Annotated in this window: 13 protein-coding genes; 7 read left to right on the forward strand and 6 right to left on the reverse strand. The window is 42.6% G+C overall.

Going from position 1 to position 15,844, the window contains the following annotated elements:
- Window positions 1-102: 102 nt before the first annotated feature.
- The 5 genes from O9324_RS16680 to O9324_RS16700 all read right to left on the reverse strand — a co-directional run bounded on the left by O9324_RS16680 (window position 103) and on the right by O9324_RS16700 (window position 5,822).
- The gene (locus tag O9324_RS16680) at window positions 103-1,566 is read right to left on the reverse strand and encodes a DNA phosphorothioation system restriction enzyme (RefSeq protein ID WP_288140765.1); all 1,464 of its coding nucleotides are present in this window, start codon (window positions 1,564-1,566) and stop codon (window positions 103-105) included.
- A 371-nt stretch (window positions 1,567-1,937) separates the two neighbouring features.
- Window positions 1,938-2,525, reverse strand: a complete 588-nt coding sequence (gene hemJ, locus O9324_RS16685) for a protoporphyrinogen oxidase HemJ (protein WP_288140766.1) — start codon at window positions 2,523-2,525, stop codon at window positions 1,938-1,940.
- Window positions 2,526-2,942: 417 nt separating this feature from the next.
- Window positions 2,943-3,083 (reverse strand): hypothetical protein, encoded by a 141-nt coding sequence (locus O9324_RS27530; protein ID WP_288140767.1) that lies wholly within the window; start codon window positions 3,081-3,083, stop codon window positions 2,943-2,945.
- Between the two features lie 416 nt (window positions 3,084-3,499).
- Complete coding sequence (locus tag O9324_RS16695; RefSeq protein WP_353851724.1) at window positions 3,500-4,450, reverse strand: hypothetical protein; 951 nt, start codon at window positions 4,448-4,450, stop codon at window positions 3,500-3,502.
- 7 nt (window positions 4,451-4,457) lie between these two features.
- Entirely contained in the window at window positions 4,458-5,822 is a 1,365-nt protein-coding gene (locus O9324_RS16700) for a UDP-N-acetylmuramoyl-tripeptide--D-alanyl-D-alanine ligase (RefSeq protein WP_288140769.1), read from the reverse strand.
- Between the two features lie 556 nt (window positions 5,823-6,378).
- On the opposite strand from O9324_RS16700, the gene O9324_RS16705 reads away from it, so the two are divergent.
- The 5 genes from O9324_RS16705 (at window position 6,379) to O9324_RS16725 (ending at window position 12,467) form a co-directional block, all read left to right on the forward strand.
- A complete protein-coding gene (locus O9324_RS16705; protein WP_288140770.1) occupies window positions 6,379-7,644 on the forward strand; it encodes a Sll1247 family protein in 1,266 nt (421 codons plus the stop codon).
- 9 nt (window positions 7,645-7,653) lie between these two features.
- Window positions 7,654-7,806 carry a hypothetical protein gene (locus O9324_RS16710; RefSeq protein WP_288140771.1) on the forward strand — a complete coding sequence of 51 codons (153 nt, stop codon included), beginning with the start codon at window positions 7,654-7,656 and terminating at the stop codon, window positions 7,804-7,806.
- Between the two features lie 85 nt (window positions 7,807-7,891).
- Window positions 7,892-9,157, forward strand: coding sequence for a phosphoribosylamine--glycine ligase (purD, locus tag O9324_RS16715; protein WP_288140772.1), 1,266 nt, complete (start codon window positions 7,892-7,894; stop codon window positions 9,155-9,157).
- Between the two features lie 210 nt (window positions 9,158-9,367).
- Window positions 9,368-10,594, forward strand: a complete 1,227-nt coding sequence (locus O9324_RS16720; protein WP_288140773.1) for a glycosyltransferase family 4 protein — start codon at window positions 9,368-9,370, stop codon at window positions 10,592-10,594.
- 316 nt (window positions 10,595-10,910) lie between these two features.
- A complete protein-coding gene (locus O9324_RS16725) occupies window positions 10,911-12,467 on the forward strand; it encodes a CPBP family intramembrane glutamic endopeptidase (protein WP_288140774.1) in 1,557 nt (518 codons plus the stop codon).
- 46 nt (window positions 12,468-12,513) lie between these two features.
- On the opposite strand, the gene sufR is transcribed toward O9324_RS16725, so the two are convergent.
- Window positions 12,514-13,152 carry an iron-sulfur cluster biosynthesis transcriptional regulator SufR gene (gene sufR / locus O9324_RS16730; RefSeq protein WP_002789066.1) on the reverse strand — a complete coding sequence of 213 codons (639 nt, stop codon included), beginning with the start codon at window positions 13,150-13,152 and terminating at the stop codon, window positions 12,514-12,516.
- A gap of 223 nt (window positions 13,153-13,375) precedes the next feature.
- Between sufR and sufB the strand changes: the two genes are divergently transcribed.
- Both sufB and sufC read left to right on the forward strand, forming a co-directional pair.
- Window positions 13,376-14,818 (forward strand): Fe-S cluster assembly protein SufB, encoded by a 1,443-nt coding sequence (gene sufB / locus O9324_RS16735; RefSeq protein WP_002783201.1) that lies wholly within the window; start codon window positions 13,376-13,378, stop codon window positions 14,816-14,818.
- Window positions 14,819-14,974: 156 nt separating this feature from the next.
- Window positions 14,975-15,745: a Fe-S cluster assembly ATPase SufC gene (gene sufC / locus O9324_RS16740; RefSeq protein WP_288140775.1), complete on the forward strand. Its 771-nt coding sequence runs from the start codon at window positions 14,975-14,977 to the stop codon at window positions 15,743-15,745.
- The last annotated feature ends 99 nt before the right edge of the window (window positions 15,746-15,844 follow it).

Below are 15,844 nucleotides of genomic sequence, written 5' to 3' on the forward strand. Positions count from 1 at the left end.
CTTTATTGATCGCTATCCGGTTGGGTTAATTTTTCTCGGCGATCAATTCTTGACTAACATCTATTTTAGCATAAAAGCTGCCAAGATTTAACTTTTCAAGTTTTAATTAGATAAAAGACAATATCTATCTTGAATCTCCCCTAATTTAGTCTCAGCTTCTTGAGCATTAATGGCTAATTGGGCAAACTCTAGAAAGCGTTTTAATTCCTTGCGTAATAAATTCCTTTCTACTTCCCAGGTTTCTCGATCTAAGGTGGGTGGCATAACGATCATATCAAATAAAGTGGCCTGTTTTTTATCGGGATGGGGGCGCAATATTCGCCCGCGACGCTGAATAAATTGTCGAGGATTACCACTACTAGCCAGAATGACTGCGTTTTGAATTGATGGCAGATCTACTCCTTCATCTAAACATCTAATTGCCACTAATCCTTGCAGATAACCCTCCTCAAATTGTTGACGAATTTTTTCTCGTTCTTCTAGGGAAGTTTCTGCGGTGTAGGTAGCAACTCGATAACCTAATTGATTGCCCAATAAATGAGTAACAGCCTCTACCTGACGACGATAATTAGCAGTGTAATTTTCCAGATAACCATCCCCACAATAAAACAAAGTATGATCCGTATCTAAACGCTCTTGCATCAGTTGTTGTAAAGCCTGTAATTTATTACTTGCTGAACCAACTAATCGTGACCTTTGCATTAACAAAGCCGTCAGGTTTTCATTACCATTTAAATTACTATTTTTCTGCAAAGTCCAGCCAATTTTTTGGGTCAATTTTGCGTATAATAAAGCCTCATTGTCGGTTAATTCAACCAAGACTGGATAATAAAAATAATTGACTAAAGCTCCTTTTCTAATAGCATCACCTAGGGTAAATTCTGGTTGTAGAATTTGTCCAAAATATTCAAGAATAGCGTCGGTTCCTTCCTGATCAAAATATCTTTCAGGAGTGGCAGATAAAGCCAATCTTAGACCTAAAGAACGGGGTAATAATTCTTCTAATCGGGGGGAACCTAAATTATGGGCTTCATCACCAACGATTAAAGTTTTATCGGGAAAAAATTTTATTTGTGATTGAAAACCCTCGCTAATAAAAGTTGAGTTAGTAGTTAAAATAGTGACAAATTTTTGATTACCCGCTTGCACATTATATAATTCTGTGGATAGTTGACTTTGCCATATATGGACACTTTCGTAGGCTAAAATCGGTTTAAGATTAAATTTTTCCGCTTCTCGTTGCCATTGATTGACTAGGTGACGATAGGGACAAATTACTAATAATACTTGCAGTTCTATCGCTTGGTAAAGTTCCATGGCAATAGCTAAAGCAGTAATAGTTTTACCGCTGCCGGTGGCCATTTTTAAAGTTCCCCGTCCCCGATTACGAAACCAACTGATAATCGCTGTATTTTGGTAGTCTCTCAACTCTAAATCGGGAGGAATTCTAGGAATACCAGAGGGATTAACTCGATAGAATCCTCGCAATTCAGCAACTTGCTTGATTTTGCGGGAACTGAGAAAATCCCTAGTTATTTTTTCCCAATCTATCCAGCAACTATTCATAGGACCTCTTGTAAAAATCAAAAATTGTTGTTAGGGTTAGGAGTCACTAGCCAGGAGTCGGTCGTCGGTCGTCAGGAGATTGTTTTTATTTATAGCGTTTCCTGTTCGCAAGAGGTTTATAATACTAAATCCTGTTTAAAAGGTATAGGGGAGCAGCGGAGCGCAGGAGCAGGGAGAAACAATCCAGAGCTTGGGAGTTAATCACCCTATTATAAATAGTTTTGGGATAAGCTCAAAAATAGCAAAAAGCCAAAAACTTAAAAACTAAAGGTTGCTCCCTATACAATGGGGATGGACTAAAAAGACCATCCCATAGCTGTCAAACCACTCTTAACTGTTATCCTAGAAACCTAGGCAATGATTGAGATAATTTACCTGGTCGCTACTTCCTCTTTTTGGGGAGTATTTTGCCGAAGTTTTTCTTGATCTTGGCGACGTTTTTTAGCATAAAGTTGGATTGTCACCGCCATTAATACCACTAAAGCTACAATTAACCAAGTGGTCAAATCGAGGGGTAATTGATTTTTAAATACTGCCAAAAGGACAATAACTACCAATAACAGGGTTGGTGCTTCATTTAATGCCCGAAATTGCTGTCCCGTCCAATTACATTCCCCTTTTTCTAGCTTCTTCATGATGCGACCACAGTAGAAATGATAGAGCAGTAAAAGAGTCACAAAGGATAATTTAATATGTAACCATCCCGATTTTAAAATTTCCGGTTCTGTGGAGATTAAACCGATCGCCATGGCCACGGTGACAATCATCCCCGGTGTGGTGATGATATTGTAGAGTCGCTTCTCCATGATCTCGTATTGTGCTTTCAGAATAGCTTGTGCGGGTTCCGTTTCTGTTGCTGCCTCCGCATGATAGACAAACAAACGTACTAAATAAAATAGTCCCGCAAACCAAACAACTACCCCAATCAAGTGAAATGCTTTAAACCAATAGTAAGCCATAGTCTATATTGTGATGTGAGTCCCGAATTAATTAGTCTAAGAGTTATCCATGCTTTCCCAGACTATCCCTATACAAAAGTTTAGACGGAAAATGGGGATTGGGGAGCAGGGAGAAGGGAGAGGGGTGTGGGGTGTGACCCCCCCCAACCCCCCCCCGACATCGGGGGGGCAGGTGGGGTGTGGGGTGTGGGGAGAGGGAATTATGAATTATGAATTATGAATTATGAAGTGGGGTGTTGGGGGAGTGGGGTTTTAGGGTTTTAGGGTTTTAGTGGAAATTACTCTATCTCCCCATTACCCTATTCCCCCATTTCCCTATCCTCTTCTAACTGATAACTGATAACTGCTCACTGATAACTGATAACTGATAACTGATAACTGATAACTGATAACTGATAACTGCTCACTGATAACTGCTCACTGATAACTGCTCACTGATAACTGATAACTGCTCACTGATAACTGATAACTGACTTCTAACCCAATGTTGGACAAAGATAAGCAAAAACTATTGATTAACTCCAAAAACTTGAGAATATTTAAATTAACATTCCGCAATATTTACAAATTCTTAAGAATTAATTGAGAAAGATTTTTATTTAACAACGATGTTATGAAGGTTACAGCGATTTGATAGAATTTCAGAATGGGGTATTCTATGCTTTTTTAGGCAGCAACGATTGAAACCCTGACCACACCTAGAAGGTGATCCTAATTAAGACAGGTAAATGAGTCAATTTCACCCACAACGATGATCTTTTTTTTGTGTAGTTTTATTGCAAAAAAAAAGTTTTTTTGACAAAAAGCACAAAGTATGATATACAATGGCGGATTTCTAGCTGCGAGTAGTTATTGGAGAGAAGGGAGCAGGGAAGTGGGGAAGTAGGGAAGTGGGGAAGTGGGGAGTGGGAAGAATAAATAAAAATAATCTCCTGACGACCGACTCCTGACTCCCATCTCCTGACGACCGATAGCTAATTATCTAAGAGCAAAGGTCGCAGAAAACCGCCATAATTCTCGTCATCTGTACCGATAAAGACTTCTATTTTACCTCTAGGAGATTCTCTGGTGGTCAGCGCCTCCACTTTGGAGCCGTCGATTTCTGCAATTTTTTGGGGATTAGGGGCAAGAATTAGGTTATTATCGGCTGTAACTTGACCTATACGGTAAACTGCACTTCTAAACACCCCCGCACTATCTGGATCGTAAGCGGAAGCTATGTAGATATTACCTTGCTTATCTACGGCTAAATCGGAGATGGGGCGAATATTTTTACCACTACCAAAAGGACTCCGAAAAGTTACCGACTGAAATTCCCCGAATTTTAAGGGATTGAACGAGATATCCGTCCAGCGAATCTTTGTACTCTCTTGACTATCGGCCCGTTCTGCGTAGATAAATAGATAACGATCGCCTTGCCGACTAACAGCGATCGCCTCTACATTTTCCACCGCTATCGGCCAATTTATTTCCTCAACTATCTTGACTTTTTGCTGGTTATATGCTAGTAAAAATAGTCTTTGAAAAGGTTTTTTGTCGCCACTTTCAGCCAACAAAAATAAGTTAGTTTCAGGGATATGAGTAATACTTTCGAGATCGTTACTCAATCCCTCTGGATTTGGCCAATCTACCCTTAAAACCTGCCATAATAGGGGTTTTTCCTGCGTAGGCAGCCGTAAAAGACTCAGCCTTGGTTGAGATGGATCACTATTTTTGCCCTTATTTTTGGCATCGTGAACCCCTAGAAAAATATCTGCTTCTACCCAAGCTAAACCACTGAGATCCGGAAGATAAGTCTCCAGTTGTCTCGATTGTTGAGCAAAAGAGACTTGCACGACCGAAAAAAAGAAAACTAGCCCTAAAATCCCTGAAAAAACAGTTTTCAATCGGCTATTCTTGCTAAAAAATGCTCTCTTCTCTAACATCTATTCCCTAACTCCTAATATCACTGATTAACTCCTCCACCACGCGATTTAAACCGACGGAATGGGAAGCTTTACATAAAATGCGATCGCCAGAATCGATCACGTCCTTCAAACGATTAATTAAATCTATATGAGTTTGAAAACATTCGCAAGCGACCCCAGTAGCGGCCTCAGCAATAAACTTAGCTTCTGGGTCATCCACCAAGACAAACAAGCGATCTATGCCTAGTTTTTGCACCCTCTCACCGACTTGGCGATGTAATTGCTCCGAAAAAGACCCTAACTCCTTCATCGTGCCTAAAACAGCAATATGACGCTGACCGGGGGTAGCCTTCAGTAAATCCAAGGCCGCTAACATTGATTCTAGACCGGCGTTATAGGTTTCATCGAGGAGTAGGATATCTGGCTCTAATTGGTAACGTTTGGCCCGACCACCGGGTAAATTAACCTTAATTCCCTGTTGTAAAGAAGTCCAATCGATGCCTAAAATTTTCGCTACGGCCAAGGCCGCCATAAAATTTAAAGCATGATGACGACCGGATAAAGGTAAGTTAAAATCTAGTCCATTGACTCGTAAAGTAGTTAAATCTAGTAATTCCCCGACTATATCGCCGCCAGAGAAGCCATAGGTAATTGTTTCCCCCTGCCATACCCGTTTAGCTGTTTCGGTAAGTAAAGGGTGATCGTAGTTAAGAACTGCTATACTACTAGAAGGAGACTCGGCCAATAACTCGCATTTGGCCTCTGCGATCGCCGACTCCGACCCTAAACGACCGATGTGAGCGGTTCCCACATTAGTAATCACCGCAATCGTCGGTTGGGCGATTTGAGCGAGCAGGGCAATTTCCCCCCGTCCCCGCATTCCCATCTCGATCACAGCACTATCGTGGGTTTCATCCAGTTCGAGGAGAGTTTTCGGCACTCCGATCTCATTGTTATAATTAGCCAGGGTTTTATGTACCTTTCCCTGGGTGGCTAGTACGGAGGCGATTAATTCTTTAGTGGTGGTTTTCCCCACCGATCCCGTAATAGCAATCACGGGTATAGTAAATTGATTACGCCACCAATGGGCCAATTGCTGATAGGTTTCCAGGGTATTCTGAACTAGGAATACAGGAATATTACTAGAGTAATTTCCCGAAACTGGCTGATCGACAATCAAGGTCGCCGCGCCTTTTTCGATAGCCATATCGATAAAATCATGACCATTAAAATTATCACCCTTTAATGCCAAAAATGCTTGTCCAGACTCAATACTACGGCTATCGGTATTAATGCCAGATAGTAAACTATCGTGGCTCAAACTTATGTCACTATTATCTGGTAAGGACAATAATTGAGCTAGTTGATTGAGGGATAAATGACAGGCCATAGACAATAAAAATACTTAGGAGTGAATTCCGAATTATCTAGAAGATGGATTTAGGTTGAAATGTGACTTAGATCACATCCGAGCGAGGGTTTCTTTTCGCTAACTTAATTAGGGCTGGCTGAATAAATCTAAAAACCTTGTTGGATCATATCTTTAAGCTTGTTTGAAATCAAAAACTGCCAGCCCTTGGAGTGATCAGGGGGGAAATTTAGGCACTTTTTGCCTGAAAATTAGGTAATTGACCCCCTGAAAATCGGTAAAACCCTACACCCCCCCCTGCCCCCAGGAAAAACTTTTTGCCGCAAACCCTAATTAGCAGGGGACGCTGCCGAAAATTTTATTAATCTGGGCATAGTCCGCAAGCTTGGCCAGGTAAGCCAAGGGTAATTTTCCTAAACTTGCCAAGCTAAAATGGATCAACTCGGTCACTACAATGACCCAAAATAGGGGCATCCTCAGAAGGGAGCATCTACTATCTAATCACAATTGACCCCTTTATGGTCATAGGCCTAAAATCCATCCGCTTACTGATTTAGGAGGGCTGAATCAAATAACCATGGCTAGTCTAAACAGTGAACAAAGACCAACAAGAGACGAAGAACAGCTACTATACGATTATTGGCTCGACCGCGCCAGGACCGATTCCCCTGAGCAGTTAATCGAGGATTTTCGTCGTCTGTTTATCGAAGGTGGCGGTTATCAAGAAGCTCCTATTTATTTAGCCCTAGAGCGTCTTGTCAAGGCTAAGGATGCCGAAATTCGTTTTTATCATTTCTTTAACCGCTGCTGTCATATTTTAGTGAATCGATGGCAAACGCAGCCCACCCATCAGCCAGCAATTCCCGAATTGGTATCGCTGCTGGAAAATTTGCCCTCCCCACGTCCCGGACATTACAGCAGCCCCAATAATTTGCGCCATCTGGTCAAAAATTTTACCCTCTCGGATGACTACGTTAGGCTGCAGCGTCTGGCGAGAATTATTAGCGGCCAATGCAGCGAAAAAACCGCCGCTTCCCTGGGAACCCTGATTAATCGTTATCCCTATCTCTATAATTACTATTTACTCGGTGATGACAGTCCCCGAGAACAGCGACAAACCGTTAGACGTATTAAAGTGAAAACCGAGAGCCGTTTCGAGGTAAATCTCTCTCGTTATGTCACCTATCAGGTACGTTTGGCACGGGCAGCCCATAGCCCAAAAATCAGGGAAGAAGCGGGGAGAATCATTCAACCAGTGGAAAATCCCACCCTGCTCAATGATAAGGAGCTAAATCGCACCCTCAAGTATTATCTGGGGACGGTAGCAGGAAATTATACTTATAAGAATCTTTCGCTAAATTTTCTGGCGAATACAGTTTATACCCGTACCTATAAAGATTTTAAAAATGATCTCTACGATTATCTAATTACCTCCTTAGACTACGGCAAGGGGCAATTTGACCAAAAACTCGACGATATCCTGCAAAATACTCTACCCCACTGCGATCAACAAAAACCGAGTGAATTTCTCATGCTGCGTACTTCTAGCCAACTGTTAAATTATCTGGTGGTGGAAAGCGGGCAAAAACCCGATCATTACCTTCTTATGGATATGATCACCAATATGGGGGTAACTCAGACTGTGGGATTATTGCTCAAGTTGGTTTTGATCTGTCCCCAGGCAAAACCCCACTTAGATAAACGTTTTTCGATTCTATTTAACCACTACGAGAGTTATTCTCGCGATCAAGTGCCTTGGTTGGTTAAATCCCTAGAAAATCTGCAAGTAGCTTTTAGTATTCATTTCGGCCAAGCTGATTTGTCCTGTCTCCGTCAAATCTAGTGATGGGAAGTGGGGAAGTGGGGAAGTGGGGAAGTGGGGAAGTGGGGAAGTGGGGAAGTGGGGAAGTGGGGAAGCTGTCTCATCACCCTATCACCCCAAAACCCTATCATCCTATCTCCTCCTGCCTCGGGGCCTCCTGAATCAATCCGTCAAATCGATTAAAAAGTTAAGTAATCTCAACTTCTAGCCAATGGCACCCCAGAGCTAGGAGATAATTAAGCCATCGTCATTTGGGCTGCGTTTATCCGTGAAAATTATCGTTATCGGCAGTGGTGGTCGAGAACACGCTCTAGCTTGGAAACTACTGCAATCGCCTCAAGTAGAACAAGTGTTCTGTATTCCAGGGAATGGGGGAACGGCAATTTTACCTCAATGTGAAAATATACCCATAGCAATGGAGGATTTTGCCGAAATTAGCCGCTTTGCCCAGGAAAATCGCGTCGATTTGGTGGTTGTCGGGCCAGAATATCCCCTCTCCCTCGGCATTACCGATCATCTTCTCGGCCAAGAAATTGCCGTTTTTGGCCCCACACAAACCGGGGCCTTAATTGAATCGAGCAAATCCTGGGCCAAAGAATTAATGAGCGAAGCAGGAGTTATCACCGCCGCCTCGGAAACCTTTACCGATGCAGAATTAGCAAAAACTTATATCCGAGAGCAAGGAGCGCCAATTGTGGTGAAAGCCGACGGATTAGCCGCAGGAAAAGGGGTAATTGTCGCCGAAACCCTAGATACAGCCCTAGAAGCGATCGATGATCTTTTTACCAGTGGCTTTACTAAAGTCGTGGTGGAAGAATTCCTAGAAGGGGAAGAAGTGTCTATCCTCACCCTCACCGATGGGATCAGCTTTCGTTCCCTGCTACCCGCCCAAGATCACAAGCGCATCGGTGAAGGCGATACCGGCAAAAATACTGGCGGTATGGGAGTTTATGCCCCCGCACCCATAGCCACCGCCGCCATTATCGAAGCGGTGGACCGAGACATCCTTGCCCCCATCGTCGCCACCCTACAAAAACGCGGCATTGACTATCGAGGAGTCCTCTACGCGGGTTTAATGATTTCCCCCGCCGGAGAGCCAAAAGTTCTTGAATTTAACTGTCGTTTTGGCGATCCCGAAACCCAAGCGGTTTTACCCCTACTGGAAACTCCCCTGGCACCGCTGCTGCTGGCTTGCGCTCAACAAAAATTAACTGATTTCCCCTCTTTACAATGGCGCTCCGGTAGTGCCGTTTGTGTGGTGGCCGCGTCTGCCGGTTATCCCGACCACTACGAAAAAGGCCAGTTAATCACTGGAATTGAGGCCGCTGAAACCGCAGGGGCGATCGTTTTCCACGCCGGCACGGTTTTAAAACACGGCGATATTTTCACCGATGGCGGCCGGGTTTTGGGTGTCACGGCGATGGGAGCCAATTTTAATCAGGCGATCGAACTTGCCTATCAATCGGTGAACAGGATACACTTTCAGGGCATCTATTATCGTCGCGATATCGGCCACCGGGTACGGGAAAAATAAGGGTCAGTATTGAGGTAGGGGTAAGGGGGAATAGTTATGGGTTTTGAGGATTAATTTAGCAGCCAATTGCCCCTTTTTTCGGCATCTCTCACCGCTAATCCTCACCTCTTTCTAGGGTAATCCCTGACAAAAGCGCATCTGACTGGTCAAAAAACCAGTAACTATTGATAAAATCATGAAACTGAATCGCCCAACCAAATTGCCATCCCTATGCGAATTTTGCTCTATTCTTATAACTATTATCCCGAACCGATCGGCATCGCTCCCCTGATGACAGAATTGGCGGAGGGATTGGTTAAAAGAGGTCATCAAGTCAGGGTTTTGACGGCTTTTCCTTGGTATCCTAATAGTGAAATCGATCCCGAATACCGAGGAAAAATCTATCTGGAAGAAGAACGCAACGGTGTTAAAATTCAACGTTCCTACGTTTGGGCGCGCCCCCAAAGAAGTTTAAAAAATCGAATTTTCTTTGAATTGAGCTTTGTTTTTTTGAGTTTCTTTCAGGCTCTCAAAGGCGAAAAACCCGATCTAATTTTCTTAACCGTCCCCGGATTACCCGTTTGCGTTCCCGCCGCTTTATTGAGTAAATTATATGGGGTGCCGATTATTCTAAATTTACAGGATATTCTGCCCGATGCGGCAGTTCATGTGGGATTATTAACTAATCAGAAAATGATTAAGGTTTTTAGCAGTCTCGAAAAATTTGCCTACAAAACTGCCAGCAAAATCTCAGTTATTGCCGATGGTTTTACCAAAAATCTCCTCACTAAAAATGTGCCGAGTCAGAAAATTATTGAAATTCCTAATTGGGTCGATGTCAGCTTTATTAAACCTTTGCCGAAAAACCATAATTATTTTCGCCAAGAAAATAATCTTGAGGGCAAGTTTGTTGTTTTATATTCTGGCAATATTGCCCTAACCCAACCCTTAGAAACTCTGATCGATGCCGCAGTTCACTTAGTTAATATTCCTGAGATTCAAGTGGTAATTGTTGGTAAAAAAGAGGCACTCGATCGCCTAGAAAAGTATCGCCAACAACAGGGGGCCAGTAATGTGCTTTTATTACCCTTTCAACCCCGGGAAAAATTACCAGAAATGTTAGCCGCTGCTGATGTGGGTATGGTGATGCAAAAACATAACGTTATTTCCTTTAATATGCCGTCCAAAATTCAGGTATTATTAGCTAGTGGTCGTGCTATTATTGCTTCTGTTCCCGCCGATGGAACCGCTGCTAGGGCGATCGAGCGTAGTGGTGGTGGTTTGGTGGTTACTCCTGAAGATCCGGAGGCATTAGCTACGGCTATTTTAAAGCTATACAAAAACCCAGATTTAGCAACTATACTAGGAGAAAAAGGACGACAATACGCAGAAGAAAATTATGCTTTTGAAAAGACTTTGGATCAATACGAAAATCTTTTTTCTCAAGTAGTTAGTTAATAGACCTCTTGTAAAAATCAAAAATTGTTGTTAGGGTTAGGAGTCAGTAGCCAGTAGTCAGTAGTCAGGAGAATTAAGAAGGAGTAATAATCAGTTAAATGGTCTATTTACAGACTTTATGCCATTTAATCCTTATTTTTGCCATTTTTGAACCCTGAAAAATTAATTATGCAAGAGGTTTAATAATTAGGGAATGGGAGAATGGGGGAATTCAACTAAAACCCTAAAACCCTAAAACCCTAAAACCCCAACACCCTAAAACCCTAAAACCCTAAAACCCCACCATCTAACCCCTAACTCCCAATTCCCTATTTTCATGTTTGATAATTTCTCAAAAAAACTCCCCTGGCAAAGTCTCAAACAAGCGATCGCTTTTGTCTTAACAATTATTGCCTTAACTCCAGTGGTTACAGCTTTAATTTCTAGTGTTAATCAGCCTCAAATCCAATCGAATATTCAACTATATCAAACCAATCTCAACCTACAAGCTACGACTCTAAGCAGCGATGCTGATCCTAATAGCGAGGAATTTGCTAATCTTAAATTAATTCAAACTTCCCTGATCGGTGAAGAACCCTACAGCACCGCCGAGGAACAGTATTTATCCGCCCAGAAAAGTGCCAAAAAAACAATCACCGAACTAAAAAAATCAGCAGTTAATCCCGAACAAAAAAAATCCCTTGAGCGGGAAATCAATTCCCTAAAGGATTTAGAACTGAAATTAAGTCTCATTCAAGCTAGTCAAGGTGACTTGGATTCAGCACGGCAAATCTGGCAAGACATCAAGGAAAAATCAGCATTTGAGAACTATAAACCTGCTATTTTACAAAATGCGCTGCTGTTAGAGGGATTGTACAGTGAACCCCCCGAAATTGCTGCCGATGCTGAAGCGAGAATCGATCGCAATTTTCAAGGATGGTTTCGTTATACCATTCTGGAAAAATTATATAGTCTCGAAAATCGTCAAGAGGATTTACTCGCTTTAGAGGAAGAACAGAGTGAAGTGGCGGCTAATGCGTTAATTAAACTAATTTTAGTGGCTTTGTTGCCTCTTATCGGCGGTTTAATCGGTTTTGTGCTGTTGATCTTTTTATTAGTGCAGTGGCTTCTCCGTCAACAGCGAGCGCTGCTCTTTTTAGATGATAGTCTCGCTTGGCAAACTAAGTGGGGAGGAGAAACCCTCTGGTGGGGAATAATTATCGGTTTCTTTTTCGTCGGACAAATTGTTTTACCAGTAATTTTCGGGATTTTATCGAGTTTCTTGAGTCTCAATCCCGAAAAATTTAACCTAGAAGCTAAAGCAATATACGTTGTAGTTAGTTATTTAGCCTTAACAGTGAGCAGTTTATCGGTTTTATACCTAGCAATCAAGCCTTTTCGCCCTTTACCTCCCGATTGGTTTCGTTTTAAACTCTTTAGTCCTTGGCTCCTCTGGGGATTAGCCGGCTATTTCGTCGCTTTACCCCTCGTTATTATCGTTTCTTTGCTCAATCAACTAATTTGGCAAGGACAAGGAGGCAGTAACCCGCTGCTGACTTTAGCCCTAGAATCCCAGAATACCTTCGCTTTGCTCTGTTTTGGCTTTACTGCTTCCCTTGCCGCTCCTTTTTTCGAGGAAATTGTCTTTCGCGGCTTTTTACTAGCTTCTTTGACTCGTTATCTGCCTGTTTGGGGTGCGATTGCGCTTAGTAGTTTGATTTTTGCTCTTGCTCACCAAAATTTGTCAGAAGTGCTGCCTTTAACCGTACTAGGTTGTGTTCTTGGCTTTGTTTACACCCGCTCGAAAAATTTATTATCCTCGATGTTGGTTCATAGTCTCTGGAATGGTGGCACCCTGTTAAGTTTATTTTTATTGGGCAGCGGTGCGGGTTAGGTGAGGCAAAAAGTCTCTTAGTCTAGAGATAAGTAATCGTCCCCTGTCAACCCTTGCACTTAATTAGATAACCACATCGTTGCTCACCTTGATTGATCCAGTGAGTCCGTTCGATCGTACAATCGGGCAGCAGCAGCGCAAACATTTCTAATTCATGGCCACAGATACTGGGATAGGAACCAGCCACCTCCGCAATAGCGCAATGATGCTCGGCTAGGACATAACTATTTTCTGCTTCCAGTGCCACTAATTCTGCCATGTAACCCTCCTCTTGGCGAATTTCCAGCAATTTTCTCATTCTTTCCCCTAAAGACCCCTTGCCGAGGCGCAATTGATATTCTGCCGCTTTGCGTTGCCACTGTTTTTTGAGAATTTCCCCCACCTGTTGCTCTCCCACCGTCTCCACCAGAGTATTGAGGAAAGAAACAGCGAAATTATCGTAATTATGGGGAAAACGGCCCCGACCTTGACGACTGAGACGATAAATGTGCTGGGGTCGTCCTATCTTATTTTGTACCGCAAAATATTCGATCAGTCCTTCCCCCTCCAAATCCTTAAGATGGCGGCGCGTCGCTTGCGGACTAATACTTAACTCCTCAGCCAAGTCTTGGGCGGTAGATTGACCGTTTTTGAGCAAATATTGCAGAATATCGTCTTTCGTCGAGGCGGGTTGAGTCGTGGTCATGATACCAAAAACAGAGGCTTTAGCGTACAATTGCTGAGGGTCAAGGAGCGGCCAATTACCCCTACAGAGTAACTTGAATAACAGAGGTTTATCAGCATCCTCTCAAATTTTCCCTGACTTTGACAACAGCTTTGTTGTTAATCTATTATATAATCAATTTAAACAACTTTCTTGTTGTTTAACTGCCTCCCCTGCCTACCGCGTAGAGAGAACACTAACCCCCATGAGTGCAACCACCGTTAAAAACCTCGTTAACCAACCCTACAAGTACGGTTTCATCACCGATATCGAATCGGAAACCATCCCTCGCGGTTTGAATGAGGAGATTATTCGCCTAATTTCAGCGAAAAAGAAGGAACCGGAATTCATGCTCGATTTTCGTCTCCGGGCCTACCATCAATGGCAAAAGATGACCGAACCCAGTTGGCCGCACGTTTCCTATCCTGCCATTGATTATCAAAATATTATCTACTACTCTGCACCTAAACAGAAAAAAGAAAAACTCAACAGTCTGGAAGAAGTTGACCCCACTTTAATCGAAACCTTTGAAAAATTAGGCATTCCCCTTTCGGAACAAAAACGCCTTTCTAACGTCGCCGTCGATGCTATCTTTGACAGCGTTTCTATCGCCACAACTTTTAAAGAAAAACTAGCAGAACAGGGGGTGATTTTCTGTTCTATCTCGGAAGCTTTACAGGAACATCCCGACTTAGTGCAGAAATATCTCGGCAGTGTAGTTCCCGTGGGTGATAATTATTTTGCCGCCCTTAATTCTGCCGTTTTTAGCGATGGTTCCTTTGTTTTTATCCCCAAAGGTGTCGTCTGTCCGATGGAATTGTCCACCTATTTTCGGATTAATAACGGTGAGACAGGACAATTTGAAAGAACTTTAATTGTCGCTGAAGAAGGGGCATCGGTAAGTTATTTAGAAGGTTGCACCGCTCCGATGTACGATAGTAATCAACTTCATGCCGCCGTCGTGGAATTAGTCGCCCTCGATAATGCGGATATTAAATATTCGACGGTGCAAAATTGGTACGCTGGCGATGCCAATGGGAAGGGAGGTATTTATAATTTCGTCACTAAAAGGGGTCTGTGTAAAGGAGTTAATTCTAAAATTTCTTGGACGCAGGTGGAAACCGGTTCAGCGATTACTTGGAAGTATCCCAGTTGTGTCTTAGTTGGCGATAATTCCGTCGGGGAATTCTACTCAATTGCCCTAACTAATAACAAACAACAGGCCGATACAGGTACGAAAATGATTCACATTGGCCGCAACACCAAAAGTACGATTATTTCTAAGGGAATTTCGGCAGGTAACTCCCAAAATAGTTATCGCGGGTTAGTGAAAATGGGACCGAAAGCCAAGGGAGCAAGAAATTACTCCCAGTGTGATTCTATGCTGATTGGAGATAATGCCGAAGCTAACACTTTTCCCTATATTCAGGTGGATAACAACAGTGCTAAAGTAGAACACGAAGCTTCCACTTCTAAAATCGGTGAAGACCAATTATTCTACTTCGCACAACGGGGCATTTCCGAAGAAGATGCTGTCTCTATGTTAGTCAGTGGTTTCTGTAAGGATGTCCTCAGTAAATTACCGATGGAATTCGCCGCCGAAGCTGATAAACTCCTCAGTCTCAAGCTCGAAGGAACCGTCGGATAACCGGTAAAGTAGGGTGGGTTAGGCGATAGCCGTAACCCACCAAAAGCTAAGTTAGGTGATAGCCATAACCCACCAAAAGCTAAGACAATTTATCCATCAATTGATGATTCGCCGTCAACCCCAAAAACTAATATTTTTGTTCTAGAAAAATATCTCATGAGTGAAGTAATTTTATCGGTAAAAAATCTGACCGCTAGTATTGACGGAAATCAGATTCTTAAAGGAGTTAACCTCGAAATTAAAGCAGGGGAAACCCACGCAATTATGGGACGCAATGGCTCAGGAAAAAGCACCTTTTCCAAAGTAATCGCCGGACATCCCGATTATGAAGTAACTGGGGGAGAAATAATTTATAAAGGCGAAAACCTTTTAGATAAAGAACCCGATGAACGAGCGCTTATGGGTATCTTTCTCGCTTTCCAATATCCCCTCGAAATCCCCGGCGTTAGTAACCTAGATTTTCTTCGCGTTGCCTATAATGCCCGACAAAAATATTTAGGCTTGGAAGAATTAGATAGTTTTGACTTTGAGGAATTAGTCGAGAAAAAACTAGAAGTTGTCCAGATGAACCCTAGCTTTCTTGGCAGAAGTTTAAACGAAGGTTTCTCCGGTGGTGAGAAAAAACGTAATGAAATCCTCCAAATGGCTTTATTAGAACCCACTTTAGGAATTCTCGATGAAATTGACTCCGGTTTAGACATCGATGCTTTGCGAATTGTTGCCCAGGGAGTCAATCAATTAGCTACCCCCGATAACGCTTTTTTACTTATCACTCACTACCAGCGTCTGCTCAACTACATTGAACCCGATGTTATTCATGTTATGTACGATGGGCGCATTGTCACCAGTGGCGGTAAAGAATTAGCTCTCGAATTAGAAAGAACTGGCTACGATTTCCTTGACGAACAAGTATTAGCCGTTAAGTAATCTAGCTATCAGTTATCAGTTATCAGTTACCAGTTATCAGTTATCAGTTATCAGTTATCAGTTATCAGTTATCAGTTATCAGTTATCAGTTATCAGTTA

The sequence above is a fragment of the Microcystis sp. LE19-84.1B genome (genome assembly GCF_027531875.1).
GTDB classification, from domain to species: Bacteria; Cyanobacteriota; Cyanobacteriia; order Cyanobacteriales; family Microcystaceae; genus Microcystis; species Microcystis panniformis.